At 58.1% G+C, this 18,538-nt stretch carries 18 protein-coding genes and 1 pseudogene; 14 read left to right on the forward strand and 5 right to left on the reverse strand.

Annotation, left to right across the window (positions count from 1 at the left end):
- The first annotated feature begins 156 nt into the window (after positions 1-156).
- Positions 157-1,332, forward strand: coding sequence for a tetratricopeptide repeat protein (locus CIW50_RS28025; RefSeq protein ID WP_246664495.1), 1,176 nt, complete (start codon positions 157-159; stop codon positions 1,330-1,332).
- 281 nt (positions 1,333-1,613) lie between these two features.
- A complete protein-coding gene (locus CIW50_RS29280) occupies positions 1,614-1,769 on the forward strand; it encodes a hypothetical protein (RefSeq protein ID WP_172980500.1) in 156 nt (51 codons plus the stop codon).
- A gap of 56 nt (positions 1,770-1,825) precedes the next feature.
- Here CIW50_RS29280 and CIW50_RS28030 read toward each other — a convergent pair whose 3' ends face one another.
- Both CIW50_RS28030 and CIW50_RS28035 read right to left on the reverse strand, forming a co-directional pair.
- Positions 1,826-2,401, reverse strand: coding sequence for an amino acid synthesis family protein (locus tag CIW50_RS28030; RefSeq protein ID WP_172980501.1), 576 nt, complete (start codon positions 2,399-2,401; stop codon positions 1,826-1,828).
- Between the two features lie 16 nt (positions 2,402-2,417).
- The gene (locus CIW50_RS28035; protein ID WP_149534441.1) at positions 2,418-3,095 is read right to left on the reverse strand and encodes a GntR family transcriptional regulator; all 678 of its coding nucleotides are present in this window, start codon (positions 3,093-3,095) and stop codon (positions 2,418-2,420) included.
- A 293-nt stretch (positions 3,096-3,388) separates the two neighbouring features.
- Here CIW50_RS28035 and CIW50_RS28040 point away from each other — a divergent pair, with 293 nt between their 5' ends.
- The 7 genes from CIW50_RS28040 (at position 3,389) to CIW50_RS28070 (ending at position 9,418) form a co-directional block, all read left to right on the forward strand.
- On the forward strand, positions 3,389-4,228 hold the full coding sequence (locus tag CIW50_RS28040; RefSeq protein ID WP_149534442.1) for an alpha/beta fold hydrolase: 840 nt from the start codon (positions 3,389-3,391) through the stop codon (positions 4,226-4,228).
- A gap of 2 nt (positions 4,229-4,230) precedes the next feature.
- Complete coding sequence (locus tag CIW50_RS28045) at positions 4,231-5,127, forward strand: ABC transporter permease (RefSeq protein WP_149534443.1); 897 nt, start codon at positions 4,231-4,233, stop codon at positions 5,125-5,127.
- Complete coding sequence (locus CIW50_RS28050; RefSeq protein WP_149534444.1) at positions 5,105-5,899, forward strand: ABC transporter permease; 795 nt, start codon at positions 5,105-5,107, stop codon at positions 5,897-5,899. The genes CIW50_RS28045 and CIW50_RS28050 overlap by 23 nt, the downstream gene beginning before the upstream one ends.
- A gap of 12 nt (positions 5,900-5,911) precedes the next feature.
- Positions 5,912-6,691, forward strand: a complete 780-nt coding sequence (locus CIW50_RS28055) for an ABC transporter ATP-binding protein (protein ID WP_149534445.1) — start codon at positions 5,912-5,914, stop codon at positions 6,689-6,691.
- A gap of 26 nt (positions 6,692-6,717) precedes the next feature.
- The gene (locus CIW50_RS28060; protein WP_149534446.1) at positions 6,718-7,671 is read left to right on the forward strand and encodes an ABC transporter substrate-binding protein; all 954 of its coding nucleotides are present in this window, start codon (positions 6,718-6,720) and stop codon (positions 7,669-7,671) included.
- A 56-nt stretch (positions 7,672-7,727) separates the two neighbouring features.
- Complete coding sequence (locus tag CIW50_RS28065) at positions 7,728-8,861, forward strand: FAD-dependent oxidoreductase (RefSeq protein WP_149534447.1); 1,134 nt, start codon at positions 7,728-7,730, stop codon at positions 8,859-8,861.
- Positions 8,862-8,962: 101 nt separating this feature from the next.
- Positions 8,963-9,418: a YbhB/YbcL family Raf kinase inhibitor-like protein gene (locus CIW50_RS28070; protein ID WP_149534448.1), complete on the forward strand. Its 456-nt coding sequence runs from the start codon at positions 8,963-8,965 to the stop codon at positions 9,416-9,418.
- A gap of 892 nt (positions 9,419-10,310) precedes the next feature.
- Here the strand turns inward: CIW50_RS28070 and CIW50_RS28075 are convergent.
- Both CIW50_RS28075 and CIW50_RS28080 read right to left on the reverse strand, forming a co-directional pair.
- Positions 10,311-11,036 carry a FadR/GntR family transcriptional regulator gene (locus CIW50_RS28075; protein WP_149534449.1) on the reverse strand — a complete coding sequence of 242 codons (726 nt, stop codon included), beginning with the start codon at positions 11,034-11,036 and terminating at the stop codon, positions 10,311-10,313.
- Positions 11,037-11,176: 140 nt separating this feature from the next.
- Entirely contained in the window at positions 11,177-12,187 is a 1,011-nt protein-coding gene (locus CIW50_RS28080) for a Gfo/Idh/MocA family protein (protein WP_149534450.1), read from the reverse strand.
- A gap of 252 nt (positions 12,188-12,439) precedes the next feature.
- On the opposite strand from CIW50_RS28080, the gene CIW50_RS28085 reads away from it, so the two are divergent.
- The 5 genes and pseudogenes from CIW50_RS28085 to CIW50_RS28105 form a co-directional block, all read left to right on the forward strand.
- Positions 12,440-13,603 carry an ABC transporter substrate-binding protein gene (locus tag CIW50_RS28085; protein WP_149534451.1) on the forward strand — a complete coding sequence of 388 codons (1,164 nt, stop codon included), beginning with the start codon at positions 12,440-12,442 and terminating at the stop codon, positions 13,601-13,603.
- Positions 13,604-13,645: 42 nt separating this feature from the next.
- On the forward strand, positions 13,646-14,758 hold the full coding sequence (locus tag CIW50_RS28090; RefSeq protein WP_246664496.1) for an ABC transporter ATP-binding protein: 1,113 nt from the start codon (positions 13,646-13,648) through the stop codon (positions 14,756-14,758).
- A gap of 11 nt (positions 14,759-14,769) precedes the next feature.
- Complete coding sequence (locus CIW50_RS28095) at positions 14,770-15,654, forward strand: ABC transporter permease (protein WP_149534452.1); 885 nt, start codon at positions 14,770-14,772, stop codon at positions 15,652-15,654.
- A gap of 9 nt (positions 15,655-15,663) precedes the next feature.
- Positions 15,664-16,476 (forward strand): ABC transporter permease, encoded by an 813-nt coding sequence (locus CIW50_RS28100; protein ID WP_149534453.1) that lies wholly within the window; start codon positions 15,664-15,666, stop codon positions 16,474-16,476.
- Between the two features lie 38 nt (positions 16,477-16,514).
- A pseudogene (locus CIW50_RS28105) lies at positions 16,515-17,345 on the forward strand (autotransporter outer membrane beta-barrel domain-containing protein); the annotation flags it as partial.
- Here CIW50_RS28105 and CIW50_RS28110 read toward each other — a convergent pair.
- The gene (locus CIW50_RS28110) at positions 17,336-17,740 is read right to left on the reverse strand and encodes a hypothetical protein (protein WP_149534455.1); all 405 of its coding nucleotides are present in this window, start codon (positions 17,738-17,740) and stop codon (positions 17,336-17,338) included. The pseudogene CIW50_RS28105 and the gene CIW50_RS28110 sit on opposite strands and share 10 nt — an antisense overlap.
- Positions 17,741-18,538: the final 798 nt, after the last annotated feature.

An 18,538-nucleotide genomic window follows, 5' to 3' on the forward strand; every position in this document is an offset into this window, starting at 1 on the left:
GCCTACAAAACCGATGCAGCAGATGATGGTGATAGCTAATGGCCGCTTACGGATCATTGATGCTTTCTCTCACTTCAACATTCTTCTGACTCTTAACTTCGGCCCTGCGCGTTCGACATGCATTTTCGGAAACCAAAAAGTGTTTCGAACAAACGAATGATCGGGGAAGACGGACACGGCCATTCGAACGACGGTGAGGCCACACAGCACGAGCTCGCAGTAATTGGACCCGATGTGTTTCATGTAGATGTCGTCGGATTGAGAGTTTCGTTTCAAACCGGAGCTTTGCGTTGCGTGAACCTTTCTGACCTTCGAAAGCACAAACGGGGCATCGATCCCAAAACCGTAACAGAGGAGCGGGCTGTGACAGCGTCGAAAACACCAGTTTATATGATTGTCGTCGCCATGGCGCTCGGACTACCGCTCGGCGCACCGTCCTATGCGGGAGAGGACGAGGCGGGCATTTTGAGCAATAAAGTGGAAAAGCTCTATCAGACCGGGAAATACATGGAAGCGCTGCCGCTGGCGCAGAAGTCCCTAACTCTCCGCGAAGAACAATTCGGTCCCGACGACGCGAGCGTCGCGACGTCGCTCATTGACCTCGGTATGCTTCATTATCAGTTAGCGCAATACGCGGTTGCAGAAGCGCTGTACAGGCGCTCGCTTCCAATTATTGAGAAGACTGTCGGCCCTGATAATTTGAAAGTCGCATTGGTGCTCAACAATCTAGGCGATCTATATCGAGCTCAAGGACGCTACGGTGAAGCCGTGTCGTTCCTAAAACGCTCCATAGCCATGAATGAAAAACTAGATGGTCCGAGCAATCTGTCAATCGTCACTGCGCTCGGCAATCTTGCCGCGGTCTACAGCATGCAAGGTCAAAATGACAAAGCCGCGCCAATGTTCGAAAAGGGGTTGATGATCATTGAAAAGGCGCGTGGGGCTAACGATCCCGAAGCTACTAATATAATGAGCAACTTAGCCGTCGTGTATATTCAGAAAAACCGGTTGGATGATGCAGCGCGCTTGCTCAAGAGATCGATTGTCATAAATACCAAAGCGTTGGGTTATGAAAGTGCCGATATCGCACAGGCACAGAACAGTCTCGCCGAGGTGTACTCCCGACAAGGGCGAAATGCGGGCGCTGAGTATCTTTTCAAGAGATCGGCTGCGGTGTACGAGAAGACGCTTGGACCGGATCATCCGGAGCTCGCGGGCGTACTATCAAACTTGGCAGGCTTTTACAAAGATCAGGGGCGGTTTGCCGAAGCGCAGTTGTACATGAAGCGGTCAATGGCTATTCGAGCTAAAGCGGAATCGAAGCCGATTTAGTGTTTATATGAAGAAAGCGGGATTGCAGCATTCCGCCGACGCTCGGTCAGATGCTGCACCGTGTTCGCTATTTCACGTCGGCGTGAAGCCAGCATTGAGATAATCACAACATTGACTCGACTATCCGCCGATACCGAAAGCTGCTTGCATCGAGGCCGCCTCAGGGGGGGGCGATCTCTTTAGTTTCCGAAGCCGATAGCGGGGAGGGCGTCTCGTTGGGGTCTGCTTACTGGCGGCTTTGGCAACTTGAACCGGTCAGGCCGTATTCGCGACCTAACGGCATGAAAAATATCATCTGCACCATCTGGCATAAAGTTGCCGACTGGATCGATGCTGTCATCGAACTTTATGACTGGATCACTGATATGCCCGGTCCTAACAACAGATTCGCCAAACCAGATAAGATTCTGGCTTCTCCAAAGAAGTCAGCTCAATGAGTCACATTGTTGATCGCGAAAAAGCACTGGTGCGTTGAGGACGGTAAGCAATAAGCCTATTCTTGCTTCATGACTTCCTCATGTGTGAGTCCGCCGACACGGGCATTCAGCCGCGCACCGCTAGTCAAGCAGAAGATGATGGCGATCTCATCCGGCATCGGAGTGTCCTGCAGTGACAGTGTCACCCCATCGTAATGCGAGCGGACATAGACGTCGTCAATGTGGTTCATTGGAATGTCAATGGTAGCGCCCGGCGCGGCCTGTTTCACCATTGACGAAATCCAGGCTTTACCCCCACCGATCGCTGCGCGGATCGGGCCGGCAAAAGCCGTCGTCAGGAGAGCGCTTGCATGCTCGGCCTCACCTTGGAGGCCGACGAGGCCACCTTTTCCGTAGCCCTGCGGCTTGTGTGAGCCGAGCGCATCGAGTGCCATCTGCGCCATTAACTTACCGAGATCGACGCTTGCCTCGATCAAAGGGCCGAGGTCCTCGACATAGCGGCCGACATAAGGATTTTCGAGAACGGTGACAACCGATATTTTGCGGACGGGAGAGGAGATACGGCGTCCTGCTAATTCGTTCTTGTCTTCAATTTGAGAGTAGGAGCGGCGGATATTGAGTATTGGGTGCATCGATGAGTCCTGTAATTTAAGCTTCGTTGTCTTTCTGGCCTTCTTTGAAAGCCTCACGAGCTGCCTCGCGCGCGTTCTGAACATGCTGTTGCGCAATCTTCCGCGCCGCTTTCGGATCACGATCCTTGATAGCGAGATAAAGCGCGTTCATCTCCTCGTAGCTCGCCTTGGTGCGGCCGGGGAGAGACATAGATCTGGCGCGGAGAAAGTTAATGCGCGCGTGCAACCCATTGAGCGTCTGCTTGATCATCTCGTTCCCGCAGTTGTGCAGCAGCACGTCATAGAATGCCGTCGCACATTTCAGTTTGTCTGCCGAGTTGTTCGTCTTGACGACGCGGCGTAGCGTATGAACCGTCGCTGATAGCGAGCTGATGTCGTGATCGCCGATTGCAGAAGCGCAGCGTGCCGCCGCCTCGCCCTCGAGGAGCGCGCGCAGATCGTAAATGTCTTCTGCTTCCTTCCAGGACAGGACCGGAATCTGCGGCCCGCGGTTTGGAATGAAATCGATCAGCCGTTCGGACTGTAAGCTGCGTAATGCCTCGCGGAGCGAGGCGCGGCTGACGCCGAGTTGCTCGCACAGGTTGGCCTCCACCAGCCTTTCGCCGGGCTGAAAGACGCCAGCCAGGATTGCGTCCTTGAGCTTCTCGAACGTGCCTTGTTGAACGGTTTTGCGGCTGACGCGCAGGTCCATCATCAAATCGTCTCGGTTGTAGATCCGTTACCAGTGAAGAGTGGACGCGAAGTCGCACTTAACTGGTCGCAAGCGAGTCTATAGCAGTGCGCGCATCACGTAGGGCGAAATTTCTTGCGCTACGCTGAAAATATGTGCAGCATATCCACATAACGTCCGATTGTCGGACAATAAGAACATAATCAGCGTTTGTCTAGTGCGCTGATTTCTTTGAGGAAACGTCTCCATCTCGCGCTTTGGCGGCTTTGGCACGTGCCTTGCTGTGAAGTGGAGGAGACTGAAGAGGGATAGACGACATGCCCACGACTGCGTCTGCATCAACCGCGCCGTTCATCAAGGAGCGCGTCATCGATACGCGACGTATCGCGCTCAACGTCCGCGAGGTCGGTGACGGGCCTGTCGCCATTTTTCTCCATGGCATCACGGCTGCGGGTGCTGTTTGGGATCCGGTCCTGCAACTCGTCGCGTCGAAATTCCGAGCAATCGCGGTCGATCAACGCGGGCATGGGCGCAGCGACAAGCCGGATGGCGAATACTCGGCGGATGCATTCGCGCAGGACGTCGTGGCTCTGATCAGGACGCTGGATTGCGGCCCTGCTGTAGTGGTCGGTCATTCGCTCGGTGCGCGAAATGCCGTCGTCGCTGCCGTTCAACACCCGGATCTCGTGCGGGCAGTCGTCGCTGTCGATTTCACTCCCTTTATCGAGGACGAAGTGTTCGAAGCCCTTGAGGCACGGGTGAACGGCGGCGATCGCCCGTTCGCTTCGCTTGAGGAAATCGAATCCTATTTGCAGAACAGATACGTCAACCTGCCTCCCGATGCCGTGCGCAGGCGCGCGCTGCACGCTTATCATCGAGTCGGTGAGCAATTCCGCCCACTTGCGAGCCCGTCGGCTATGGCCGCGACGGCTCGCGGTCTGCGCGAGGAACTGGCTTCGGCGTTAGAAAGTGTAAAGGTGCCGGTGCAGCTCGTCAGAGGAGCCGAGAGCAAATTGGTCTCTCCGGCGGCCTGGGACCGCACGAAGAAGCTGCGTCCGGATCTTCCTGCCATCGAGGTTCGGGGAACCGACCATTATGTTCCAGAAGAGGCGCCTGCGGCGATCGCCACGACTGTACTGAAGGCAGGAGCGGTCTGATCGTGGTCGCGGTCACTCCTCCGGGAAGCGTTAGGGGATCAGGTGCACCGGCGCCGTTGATCGCATCGTTTGAGGCCGCAGCAGGACTCGGCCGCCATCATCCTGGAGGCGCTGTATTGCGAGTGTTGAATCATAAAGTCGCCGGCAAGTACGCCGGAGCGCTGGGCGGCTTCGGTGTGTGCATTATCTGTTGGGAGATTGTTCGCGGTCTACAATTGATCGATCCGCGCGATCTCCCATCAGTCGTCGCCATCGTACGGACCGCGATCCGCGAGTTGATCGGCGGCCCGTTAGCGCTGGCGGTGCTAACCAGCTTGCTCGCCTGGGCGCCCGGACTGCTTCTCGCTGCAGTGATCGGGACGGTCATGGGCATCGCTCTGGCAATGCTCCCGAATCTGGACGTGGCGTCGCGACCGATCCTGGAATTCCTGAGGCCGATTCCATCCGTTGCACTCATTCCGATCGCTCTGCTGACGCTGGGCGTCGGCATCGAGATGCAACTAACAATGATCGCCTTTGCGAGCGTCTGGCCGATCGTGTTCAGCGTCAAGGCCGGCGTCGAAGGAATCGATCCGCGCTTTCAGGAAACGGGCCGGATTTTCGGAGTGACCAAAGGCACGGGCATCATAAGGATCGTCATTCCGAGTATGTTGCCATCGCTCGCAACCGGCGTCCGCACAGCATCGGCAATTGCGCTCGTGCTGACCATCACGGTCGAAATGCTGATAGGACGCCCCGGCATCGGCCGTTATCTCGACGAAGCGCGCCTCAATGGTCTCGTCACCGAGATGTGGGCGGCGATCTTCGTCACCGGAATTGTCGGCTACATCGTCAATGGAGTGATGCTGGCCGCCGAACGTCACCTCCTGCCTTGGAGTGCTGAAAACCGTGACCAATAGCGTACAGCGGATCCGCGCTTTGTCATTGCAGATAATGTTGATCGCCGGACTGCTGGCGATATGGCAATGGGCCGCGGTCACATTCCCGGGGCCTACGCTGCCCCCACTGCTGGCGGTCTGGCGATCCTACTGGCGGCTGGTGCAGGGCGACCTCCTTCACACAGCCGTCCTGCCCAGCCTGTATCGGTTGCTTATCGGCTTTCTGATCGCCGCCGTGGGAGGCGCCCTTATCGGGCTGGCGATCGGCTGTTCGCGTTCGCTCGATGCCTGGTCCCGTCCGGTGCTTGAATATCTTCGTTACATCCCAGCCATCGCAATTCTTCCGCCCGCGCTTCTCATTCTCGGCCCGACCGATACGATGCGCATCTTCGTGATCGCCTTCGGGTGCATATTCCCCGTGTTGCTCGCAGCGATCGACGGCGCCAAGCGGGTTGAACCTACGTTTCTTGACACGGCACGCGTCAACGGCCTGGGAGCAATTGCGCGCATTCGCCGTGTCGTTCTCTTTGCGGCGATGCCATCGCTTTTCGCCGGGCTGCGTATCGCGCTGGGGCTGGGTCTCATCATGATGGTGATCTCGGAGCTGATCGCGGCCGATAACGGCATCGGCTTCTTCATCCTGCGCAGCCAGCGCCTGTTCCAGAGCGCTGGCGTCTATGCAGGCGTACTGGTCATTGGAACCATTGGCTGGCTGCTGACCGCTGGCCTGTTGTTGGTGGAACGACGGGTCCTTCATTGGCATCGCGGCTGGCGCGGACTGCCGGTCGACTAGGGAGCGTGCAACATGATTGCGGAAACAGACGGCGCCATCCTCACGGTCGACAACATTTCGCGCAGCTATCCCGGTGCGCCGGTGCCCATTCTCGATGGACTGACATTCCGGCAGAAGCGTGGGGAGTTCGTTGCCATCGTTGGCCCATCAGGATGCGGCAAGACCACATTGCTGCGATGCTGTGCCGCCCTAATGCAACCCGACGCCGGCAGCGTCCTGCATGCCGGGCAGATCCTCAGCGATCCGCCGCCGTGGTTGTCAATCGTGTTTCAAGATTACAACCGCAGCCTGTTTCCGTGGCTTTCGGTGAAACAGAATGTGGGCTTCGGTCTGGCGCATGTCGGCAAGCACGAGCGTGACGAGCGCGTAGCCGCCGCATTGCGCGCGGTGCGCCTCGACCACGCAGCCGAGCTCTATCCCTGGCAACTGTCGGGCGGCATGCAACAACGATGCGCGCTTGCACGTTCGATCGTTGTCAGGCCGAAACTGCTGTTGCTCGACGAGCCGTTCGCCTCCGTCGACGCTCAAACGCGTTTCGACTTGCAGGATCTCGTCATGGAAATCTGCCGCGACATGTCGCTATCGACGTTGCTGGTCACCCACGACATGGAAGAGGCGGTGTTCATGGCCGACAAGGTGGTCGTGCTGTCGACGAAGCCGGCACGGGTTGTCGATGAAGTTGCGATCAATATCCCATATCCGCGCGACCAACTCGCGACCAAGGAGACCCCCGAATTCCTGAGGCTGCGGCATCAGGTCTATACGCTGGTACGCCAGCAAATCCGTCATTGACATCAATCTTCAATCTGGAGGCTATTATGACTCTGAGAGCATTTGGCGTAGGTCTCGCCTTGCTGGCGTCCGCATTCACCACCGCGCCAACGCAAACGGCGCGCGCTCAGGACGCGGTCGTGACGAAGTTGCGTGTCGGCTACATCCCCATCGGGATCTACTCGTATTTCTGGCGCGCCCGTGACGCCGGATATTTCAAGGACGAGAAGCTTGAAGTCGAACTCGTGCCCATGGCCGGCGGCGGACAAATCATTCCTGCCTTGCAGTCAGGTTCGCTGCAGTTCGGCATCTCCGATGCGCTCGGTGTGCTGAATGCGCGCAACGGCGGCATTCCCGCCACTTACGTATCGTTCAATTTCTCGCAGGCGGCCGCAGATCCGGTTCATGCCGTCCTTACGACGGACCCTAATATCAAGACAGCGGCCGACCTCAAGGGCAAGTCCGTGGCGACCAATCTCAGCTACAATACGGATTGGACAATGATGCGCGCTTGGCTGCGCAAGAACGACGTCGACCTGAAGTCGATCACGTTCCGTGAGGTACCGTTCCCCGACATGCTGTCCGCGTTGCGCAACAACGCGGTGTCGGCGGTCGGCGCGAGCGAGCCCTTCATCACCATGGGTAAGGAGCAGGGAGCACGGGTGCTCGGCTATTACTTCACAGATGTCCAGAGCCCAGTCGTCCTATCAGGGATCGTCGCGCTCACCCCCTATATTGAAAAGAACAAGGACGTGGTGAAGCGCTTCGTGCGCGCCATCAACCGCGCGATCGATGACTACAACAAAGATCCGATGATCGCCCGTAAGACGATCGAGGCCAACACCAAGATCCCGCCAACCGTGGTGGAGAAAATGGGTCTCGGTAAGTGGCAGACCAGCGTTCCTGCCGAGCAGATGCAATTTTGGGTAGATGCCGCCAAGAAGGAGGGCGTCATCAGCGACGCCGCCGATCTGAACAGCCTAGTCTGGCAAGACAAGTGACCGCCAATGCCGCGCTCAGCGCGGCATTCCGTTCCATATCTGGGTGATGAAGAGTGATGACAAACATAAACAAGCACAGCGGCAAGACACGGCATGCAGAGATCGCCGGCGCAGGCTTTGCCGGTCTGACAGCGGCAATTGCACTCCGGCAGCGGGGCTGGAGCGTCCGACTTCACGAAAAAGGGCCAGAACTCCGTGCCTTCGGCGCCGGCATCTACCTTTGGCATAACGGGCTTCGCGTTCTTGAAGGCCTTGGAGTGCTTGAGGACGTACTCAACGGAACGCATACGCCGCCGACCTACGAAACCTGGATGCATAACAAGAGCGTTTCTCGGGAGACGTTCAATGGTCTGCCCTGGCGGATCATGACCCGTCAGCACCTGCATCACGCTTTGGCGAATAAGGCGCGTGCAGAGGGCGTCGAGATTTCAGTGAACTCTGAAGTGATCAAGGCTGCTCCGTCCGGACAGGTCACCCTCGCTTCGGGTGAGGTGAGGGAGGCGGACCTCGTCGTCGGCGCGGATGGCGTCGGATCCAAGGTGCGGGACTCGATCGGCTTCGAGCAGGACCGCTGGGTCTCGACCGACGGATTGATCCGCCTGATCGTACCACGCAAGAAGAAAGAGCTCGGTCATGGCGAATGGGACAACACTATCGACATGTGGAACTTTTGGCCACGTGTGCAACGCATTCTCTACTCGCCCTGCAACGACGAAGAACTCTATCTCGGGCTGATGGCACCGGCTGCAGATCCCAACGGTTCGCGGGTGCCCATTCACCTCGATTGTTGGGTCGAGATGTTTCCATTTCTCGAGCCGGTCCTGGTCGAAGCCGCGAAACTGCAGACCGCGCGTTATGATCGGTACGAGACCACCAAACTGGACGTGTGGACGAAGGGCAAGGTTGCCTTGGTCGGCGACGCTGCGCACGCAATGTGTCCGGCGCTTGCACAGGGCGCCGGTTGCGCGATGGTCAATGCCTACAGCCTGGCCATGGAGCTCGACGAGATCGCCAATGTCGGCGATGCCTTGCCGTCGTGGGAGAAGCGCATTCGCCCGATCACCGATCGGTGTCAGGAGATTTCCGGCGAATATGCCGCAAACCGCTCGCTGTCGAAGGGCAATATGTTCACCCCGCGGGCGTTGGAGGCAGCGCGATACGATCCGACCCGGCGCGTCTTTTCTTGGTGAGCCTGGCCGTCCGCCGCTGACCCCAATCCCCAAGAAACGCATTGATCTATCGCCGTTTCGCCGGCCGATACATTTTACGCGTCCACAACAAGGAGTGCAGAGTGCCTCTCAACATCAAAGACCTCAAAATCGAAAGTCCCGATTTCAAAATGCTCGGGCTAATGGACGACCGACATGCTGGCGACAAAGGTAACGTCATCCCTCGTCTTATGATTTCGGGCGTACCGTCCGGCACGGTCGAGCTCGCGGTCATCTGTCACGACCCCGATGCGCCACTCGCCCATGGTTTTACACACTGGACGCTGTACAACGTTCCACCATCGGTAACGAACCTCGAAAACGCCGAGGAACGCTACACGGTCGGTCCCAATGGGGCAGGGCAGCACAGCTATTTTGGCCCCCAGCCCCCCGCCGGTCACGGACTGCACCATTACTATTTCTGGGTCTATGCTCTTGATACGAGGGTTGACGGCACGCCGACTCGCGAGCAATTTTTTGATCGGTACGGTGCGAATGTCATCGAGCAAGCGCGGTTAGTCGGTACATACAAGAATTGATGGGATTAGCGAAGCGCGAGCATCGCGCTGGCAAACGCGTCGCTTAGAGGACCACAACGGAATTGCTGCCGTCCGAGCAATTGCTCGGGCGGCTTTTTGCATTTCCTGAAGTGTCGGCCTTATGGATGAATGTCCGCGAATCTTCGGCGTCGATCCTCTAGTGCGGTCTGACCCACGGCTCGGACACGTATGGGTGCCTCCGGCAGCGGCATTCGTGAAGTCTTCGGCTGGGGATTGTCGTCCTCATCAAGTGAGCTAAGAACTGCGAGAGTATCGCCGATCCTGACAGTCTCGTTGGAGCCCGGGATCTGGCATAGCCATAGCTTCCCTTGGACAGTAAAAGCATCCGATGCCCAAGCCGCAAGAATGCATCGCTTTTGGAGCGTGTCTAAGAAGGGATTCGCGAGCACCTCCCGCGGATGCGTAAAGGTGCCGGCGAGCAGCGAATTTGCGTGGATTTCATTGAGCGACATGGCAGACGTTGTCAGGTGGGCCTCCTAACTCCTTTCGTTTAAAGGCGATCGTCGATGTGGATCTCCACAATCGTCGGTCAAGATGGGACCAAAAATTCTTGGGATGTTGTTGAATCGCTTCTACCCGCTCAACTGCCTCTAAAGGCCGCGGCGGTACAGCATAGTGGACCTACGAAGGCGTGGGCTTCGCAAACCAAGAGTCGCATAACTTACATTATGGGAGAGAGCCCGCAGGTAAACAGAGCTCGCTCGAGCCTTAGCTGCCGTCGTCGCAGCAGCGATGCGTTTCGCCGCTGCGGTTTGCGGAAGCAGCATACAGATTCGCTAGCTCAGAACCGCCAACTCAGCGTCTATCGACGCGCCAAGATGCAGCCGTGGCCGCTGTTGCGCAAAGCAAGCGTGTGGAAACGTGCACTTTGCTACCCGCCTTCGAACACTCTCTTGCGCGCGTTCTCGATGTGCGACCGCATCGCTTCGCGAGCTCGGGTCTCGTCCCTTGAGACGATTGCATCCAGCACGGCACGGTGCTCCTTTTGCCCACGCAGAAGGCGATCGCGAGGTTGGATCAAGGAGAGATTTCGATTGAGCGAGATACCCACGCTCACCTGGGACTGAATCGCGGCGAGAGTCGCTGTGAAGAAGCGGTTGCCGGTGGCCTCTGCGACCGAGCGGTGAAACGCAATGTCTTCCTCCACGCCGAGCGCGGCATCCACGATCACTTGATCAAGTGCAGTGATTGCGTCGCGGATCCGGCGCAGTCCTTCGGAGTCGTGATCGCGCGCGGCAAGCGCAGCGGCTTCTCCTTCGATGCCGATCCGAAATACGAAACAGCGCTGTATATCGGCAATGCTTCCCACGGGAGCGTAGTTGTAAACGTCTGCCGCGGGACGTCGCATCACGAATGAGCCGGCACCCTGCCGCGACGCGACGACGCCGTCATCGCGCAGGCGCATCAGCGCTTCACGGACGACCGGGCGTGAAACGCCAAGCTGATCTGCCAGGCGTGTCTCAGGAGGAAGTCGCGAATTGACTGGGTAGATTCCGACCGTGATCTGGCTGAGGACATGATCGTAAACCCGGTCGCTAAGCTTTCCCGTCACAGCCGGGCGCTCCGGAATGTCGTCCGGTTTGACCGTTGAGCCCATGTTCACCTCGTCCTTGCTCCGAACACGCTCCAGTCCTTGGCAACATTACATCTTTTTGACAAGTCGGTCACTGCTGCTGACAATCCGGGATTACAGCGCCGGTCAAACTGCTTAGCAGCGAGCGGCCGTGAGGGCGTCGGTCAAGGGCGGGCAGCGGCTTCTGACAGCCAGGCTTCGATAAGCCGCTGCACGTGAAGCGCAGAGCGCACGCTATTGGACGGCTCGCGTTGTTGTTCGATTGCATCCAGCATCTCGGTGATCACGCCCCGATGTGGCCCGTGATCGAATGCCATCGGATCGGCGCCTCCGCCGCCCGATTGCGCGGTCCCAACCGTCTCAGGCGGGCCTTCGTGGCGATGAATGGCCAACTGGAACGTCTCGAGATAGGCCGAGCCGCGTGTGCCAGCGATTTCAATGCGCTCCGGATAGCCGGGCCGCGCGACACTGGTGGCATCGAGCACGCCGATGGCACCGCTCTGGAAGCGCACGGCCGCCGCCGTCACGTCTTCAGTATCGATCGTTCGGAGCGACGAGGTCGATGCAAAGCCCGCGACGTCCTTGTGCGGCCCCACGAAATGCAACAACAGGTCGAGCGTATGAATGGCCTGCGTAAGCAGTACGCCTCCGCCGTCGCGCGCCTTCATGCCGCGGCCGGGTTGACGGAAATAGGCAGCGTCGCGCCACCAGCGGATCGATGCACTCGCCGACAGAATATCGCCCAGATCTCCCTGATTGAGCACCGTCTTCAGACGCTGTGACGCTGGACGGAAGCGATGTTGCAGGCACACACCGCATCGCACGCCGGCAGCTTCGGTAACGGCCGCGAGCTCCTCGCCCCGCGCCACCGATATCTCGACGGGCTTCTCGACCAGAACATGCTTTCCCGCTGCGGCTGCAGCCTGCGCAGTTGCGAGATGCGTTCCGGGCGGCGTCAGTATCAGGACCAGGTCGAGATCCGCGTGCGACAGCAGATCGTCTTGTCTCTCGAAAACCGGAGCGCCCCACTGCTGTGAAAATGCTGTTCGCCGGTCCGCGGACGGCGCGAATCCACCGATGATTGTGATCCGTCCTTCTGCCTGCAGTTCTAGTAGCGACAAAATATGCGGCTTCACCGCCATTCCCAGCCCAATCAGACCGACACCAATTGGCATGCGTCTCTCCCGATGGCCCACCTGCTCAAGGCGCCGAATGGTTGGCTCCCGGCGGCGGTATGAAGTCACAGATTGATATGCGAACGAGCAAAACCGGCAAGGTGCGACATCGCGACCTTAACAAGTGCTGCTCATGATCGGCTGATTGCGATCTCCCAATGCTTGACAGATGTCGTCCAACTCGTCGATGCTGTGTTTACAAATAAATGACAACCGCGCACGACGCGGGTGCATGCCAGGGAGGAATCGGAAATGCGGATCTGTCCGAATGCATTGTTGCGCCCGTTTGCTGGCGCCGTGGTTGTCTTTGCTGCTTCGATGCTATCCGGCGCGCCGCTGCGAGCTGCCGAGCCGATCGTTCTCTCGATCATCGATACGGGAGGTGACCTCGCCTCTACCCAGGTCATCATTGAGAACTACAAAAAGGCCAATCCGGACAAGATCAAGGAAATCAGAATCCAGCGCGCGCCGGCGCCGGAATTGCCGGCTAAGATCAAAGCGCAGCAGGACGCCGGACGGCTGGACATCAACCTCGTGCTGACCGGCCAGGATGGTGGTGCATTCCTCGCGGCCAATAACCAGCTGATCAAGATTCCCGACTTCCAGAAGCAGTTTCGGCGCGACGAGATGACGCCTGCGGGCAAAGCGCTTTATGATGAGGGGGGCGAGTACATGGTGCCGTCGGTGGGCAACGCTGGCGGACCGGTCTTCGTCTATAATCCCAGCAAGGTCCCGAACCCGCCCAAGACGGCCGAAGAACTGCTCGCTTGGGCAAAGGCAAATCCCGGTCGGTTGATGTATGCGCGGCCGGCGAACAGCGGACCAGGCCGATCGATCGTGCTGGGCATGGCCCACATTCTGAACGACTCCAAGCCACTCGATCCCGACAAAGGGTGGGACAAGACCTGGGCTTATCTGAAGGAGCTCGGGCAGTACGTCGAATACTATCCGACTGGCACCGCGATCACGTTGAAGGAATTCGCACAGGGGCAGCGCTGGATCATCGCCGGCATCATGGAATGGGACATGAAGCCCCGTGCCCAGAGCGTGATCCCCCCGGATTCCAAGATCACGATCCTTCAGAATACGACCTTCGTGGTCGACGGGCATTACTGGTGCATCCCCACAGGCGTGCCGAAAGAGCAGGTCGATGTCATTCTCGATCTCATGAAGTTCATGCGCCAGCCCGAGCAGCAGGTCCTTTCCTGGCCGGGCTTCATTGGGCCGACGATCACCGCCGCCACCATGGAAAAGGCACCCAAGGAGATCCAGGAACTGGTGAAGGAGTTTTGGCGGCCCGAATACGACGAAGTCGGCACCAAATGGAAAGTATCCCCGCCGCTCGGCGTGAAGGAATTGAGCTACGCGATGGATCGTTGGGACCGGGAAGTGGGCGCAAACCAGGTCAAGAAGTAATCAATTCGATGAACGCGCGGGTCCCCACGTACGGATCCGCCGGTGGCTTTGTTGCTTCTTACTCAGAAACGGGACGACATGAACGGGCCGGGAGATACGTTGGACTCGCTGAAGCTTGGAATCACCAAGCGCTATGGCAACAAGACCGTGCTGGACAACCTTGAACTCGATATCCAAAAGGGCGAGTTCGTCACCTTCCTTGGGCCGAGCGGATGCGGAAAGTCGACGGCTTTGTCGATCGTCGCCGGCCTTATTGCGGCCACCGAGGGCGAGATCAGGCTTAATGGAGCGCGGGTCGATCATCTGCCGCCGGAGAAGCGCGCGTTCGGAATGGTGTTTCAAAACTACGCGCTTTTTCCGCACATGACAGTGTTCGACAACGTCTCGTTCGGACTTACCTTGAAGCCGTTGTCTAAGGAAGAGATCAAGAAGCGTACCGATGCTATGCTCAAACTGGTTCAATTGACCGGCTACGAGGACCGCTATCCCGGTCAACTCTCCGGTGGTCAGCAGCAACGCGTTGCGATTGCGCGGGCTCTCGTGCTGCATCCGCGCCTGATGCTGTTCGACGAGCCGCTTTCAAATCTCGACGCCAAGCTGAGAGTCGAGATGAGGGCGGAGATCAAGCAGATCCACGCCGCGCTGGGATTGACGTCGATCTACGTGACGCACGACCAGGCTGAGGCGTTGTCGCTGTCCGATAGGATCGTGGTGTTGCGCAATGGCGTATTGATGCAGTCGGGCACCCCGCAGGAAATTCATGATCGGCCCAAGAACGTCTTCGTGGCAGACTTCATGGGATTCCGGAATTTCTTCAAGGTCAGGATCGCGTCGGTGTCGGACGGGATCGCCGAGGGCGTCGGCGACGGAATCCGTATTCGAGCACGGGCAGGGTCCGTTGTGCGAGCGGATGCCGATATGGTCATGGCCATACGTCCAGACGATATTCGAGCCGGCACTGAAGTCGCACCGGGCACCGAGAATATTAGGGGGCAGGTCGAGGTTGTCGAGTATCTCGGCCGGGAACAGGAAGCCGCCATAAGGATCAATGACAACACGCGTGTGTGGCTGCGTACCGCTCAATCAATTCGAATGGCTGATACGATTGGCCTTCAATTTCCGATCGATAAAGTCGTCCTTCTTCCTGCGGAGTAGTTGGGAAAATCATGCGCGCCGTAGCGAATGACGAGAAGAACGAATTCGACGCGCTGGCATTCTTCTGTCTCCTGCCGTCGCTGCTCTATGTCCTGTGTATGTTCGTCTATCCGTTCCTGTACGGCGTCTATCTGAGCCTGCAGCCGCAAAAGATCGACGGCTTCAGTTTCGCGAACTATCTCGCGTTCTTCAGCGATCCCTATCAGTACGGCACGATCTGGATCACCTTCAGTCTGGCGATCCCCACCACGATTGTCGTTCTTCTTTTGGCGCTTTGGCTGGCCTACGGCATGCGCCGCGGCATCTTCATGGAACGGACCGTGACGACGATCTTGATCATGCCGATTTCGCTTGGCGTAATCCTGCTCTCGGAAGGCATTTTGGGTTTCTATGGCTCGCAAGGCTGGTTCAATCAGGTCCTTATCGGGCTCGGCATCATCAAGGAGCCTTTCATCCTGACCCATAACTACGCTGGCGTCATGCTGGCGTTGTTCATGCAACAATTCCCGTTCTGCTTTTTGATGCTGCTTGGATATATATCCGGTATCGATCCGAGCCTCGAACGCTCTGCGCGCATGTTGGGCGCGACACCTTCGATCGTTTTCCGGCGCGTGATGCTGCCGCTTATTGCGCCCGGTCTCGCCATCGCATTTGCGTTGGTGTTCGTCATGAGTTTTGCGGTCTTTCCGTCCGCCATCATGCTTGGGCAGCCGGCCGGAACCACACGCACGATCTCGATTGCGGCCTATCAGAAGGCCTTCGAACAATATGACATGTCGGCTGCTTCCGCGATTGCGGTGGTGATGGGCCTGTGTCAGCTGGCGGCGTTGCTGGTCATCATCCTGTTTCGTCGCCGATTGTCGCCGGCAGCAACCATGGGCGTCGGAAAGAGATAGGGCCGCGCAATGCGAACCAGAATGTGGAAGCTCTCGCTCTACCTCTTCATCGTGGGCTTCATCCTCAACATGCTCGGGATCGTGTCCCATGTTGTCGTGAGCTCGTTCGCCAAGCGGTGGTTCGGCGGTCTGCTGCCGCCGGCCTATACGACGGACTGGTTCGCTTATGCATGGAAGAATTTCGATTTAGGGCAAGTCTTGGGCATCACGTTGCTAATCGTGGTTGTCGTTGTCTTCCTCGCACTAGCCATTGGATTTCCAGCCGCTTACATTCTTGCGCGACGAAGTTTCCGGTTCAAGTCGGCTATTCTGCTGCTGTATTTTCTGCCGTTGGTAATCCCGCAGATGACCTATGGTATCCCGCTCGCAACCACACTCTACCGGTATGGAGTCGGCGGATCCATCGTTGGCGTGATTCTGGCGGTCCTGGTGCCGATGGTCCCGTTGGCGGTCTTCGTGTTGATGCCATTTTTCGAGCAGATCAGTGTCAATCTGGAATGGAGCGGGTCGATGCTTGGCGCAAGCCGGGCTCAGATTTTTAGGCGGATTCTGTTTCCTCTAATGATACCGGGAATACTGACCGCCGGCGTCCTTGTACTCGTCAATACGATATCGAATTTTGAGCTCGCCTTCCTGCTCGGAGGCGGTGGATCCCAGACGCTTGTGGTCGCGCTGTTCTACAATATGTTCGCTGGTGGCGTTCGACCGGTCTACTCGATCGACGCCATGGCCGTCATCTACATGGTGATGGTCATGACGCTGCTTCTGATCGCATTGCGGTTCGTACGCCCGACGCAGATGGTGTTCAAGCTCGACAAATAGGTTCCAACTGTCACGCTTCACGTCGCGCGCAACCCTTGGCGGCCGGCTACGGTGGCTCGCAGACGACCAGCGGCAGCAGCACACTCGGTTCCAGCAACGCCACCTCGCGTATCGGCGGCCTCGCCGTCGGGGCCGACTACTGGATGGCACCGACCACTGTGGCTGGCTTCGCGCTCGCTGGTGGCGGCACCAGCTTCTCGGTGGCAAACGCCGGCAGTGGCCAATCTGATTTGTTTCAGACCGGCGCTTTCATCCGGCACAACGTAGCGTCCGCCTATATCACCGCGGCTGCAGCCTATGGCTGGCAGGACATCACCACCGACCGCACGGTAACGATCGCCGGTACCGATCGCCTGCGTGCCGAGTATAATGCCAGCAGCTACTCGGCGCGTGTCGAGGGCGGCGACCGTTTTGTCGTGCCATCTTTTGGTGGCGTCGGCGTCACGCCGTATGCGGCTGTGCAGGTGACTGCATTCGATCTGCCCGCCTATGCGGAAAGCGCCAACGGTGGCGGGGGCACGTTTGCGCTGAACTACGCCGCGAAGACGGTGACCGACACCCGCACCGAACTGGGCCTGCGCTCGGACAATTCCTTCGCCGTTAACGACGCGATGCTGACCCTCCGCGGCCGTGCCGCCTGGGTGCACGACACCAACACCGACCGCTCGGCCTCTGCAACGTTCCAGTCATTGCCCGGCGCGAGCTTCGTCGTGAATGGTGCGGCGGTCGCGCATGATGCAGCCCTCACGACGGCCGCTGCCGAAATGACGTTCCGCAACGGCGTCTCGCTCGCTGCGACCTTCGAAGGCGAGTTCTCCGACGTCACGCGATCTTACGCCGGAAAGGGTGTGGTGAGGTATCAATGGTAACACCCCGGCGGAAACACAAGAGATTCATTTTCCGGATATTGGCTTAGCTCGACTGGCCGTTTCGCTTTTTCGTAGGCGGGCGTCGAAGAACTCAAGTACTCGCGCGAGATGAACGGGATTGAGTCGGCGACGAACGGTGTTTCTTTCGCTCGACTTTGAAGAAAGCAGCTGTAGGCGCTGACCTCACGATTGAGGGCCGTGAGACTCATCCCGTCCTCCCATGCCCTAGCCCGGATCTCGTCGAAATAGGGCTCATCCCAATGCACGGGTGGTTTTCGCCGGATCACGACTGATAGACCGAGATGGCGTCCCTGCGCGCTGATTCCGGCTTGAGGTCTGTTCGGCAAAACAGATTCGACATACTGCCAGTCCCGAGATCGAAACGCGTTTTTCAACAGTTGGATCTCGTTCTGGCTCCAAAATTTGTTCGGCCGGCTTAAACGAAGTTTCGCTTATCGCGCGTGAATCGCGCCGACAGTATGCCTCGGAAAGAGCGAACGAATAGGATCACGCGACGAGCAACTGCCTCTGTGATGTTTCCATCCTTTGTTCGCTTTCGATCAGCGTTCCTCGAACAGATCCGACAACGCTGCTTCTCACCCGTCGAAGTATTAAATATGACAATTTTTCGCCGACCATGGCATGGCCATCGATACAAGCACTTTGGCCTGTCGCAGGCAGGTATTGCGAATTGCTTGACGTTTACGCCCGGTGAGTGCGTCATGCGGGAATGGCCCAAGCGCCGCGTCTTCTAGATGTCCAAGTTTCCGCTCGCGGTGCCGAGTGGGAATGGCAACTGCTTCATCAAGCGGTCGTCATTATGAGCGGCGTCAAACCAAGCTGTGAAGAGGCTCAGAAGGAGGGCCACAGCGCCTTATTCGAAGTATTGTCGGCTGGCTATGCGCAGCCCTTCAAGAAGGATCGAGAATGAAACTAGTAATTGTGGCTACCGCGATGCTGGCGTTTTGCTCGGCGGCACAAGCGGCTTCCGAGTGCAGCGCTCTTAAGAACGGAAAAGCTCGTCTGGCTTGTTTCGACAAAGAGTACCCGGCGAATATGAAAGCGATGCCTGTCGCTGCTGGGAAAGCGAATCCATTCGCCAAAGAGGACGCCTTGACCACCGCAAAGCTCAACGGGATATGTCGCGGGTGCTAGTGGTGGCCTTCGCCCCTGTACCTTGCCCACTCCGTCCA

It is taken from the genome of Tardiphaga sp. P9-11 (assembly GCF_008329525.1).
Lineage (GTDB): Bacteria > Pseudomonadota > Alphaproteobacteria > Rhizobiales > Xanthobacteraceae > Tardiphaga.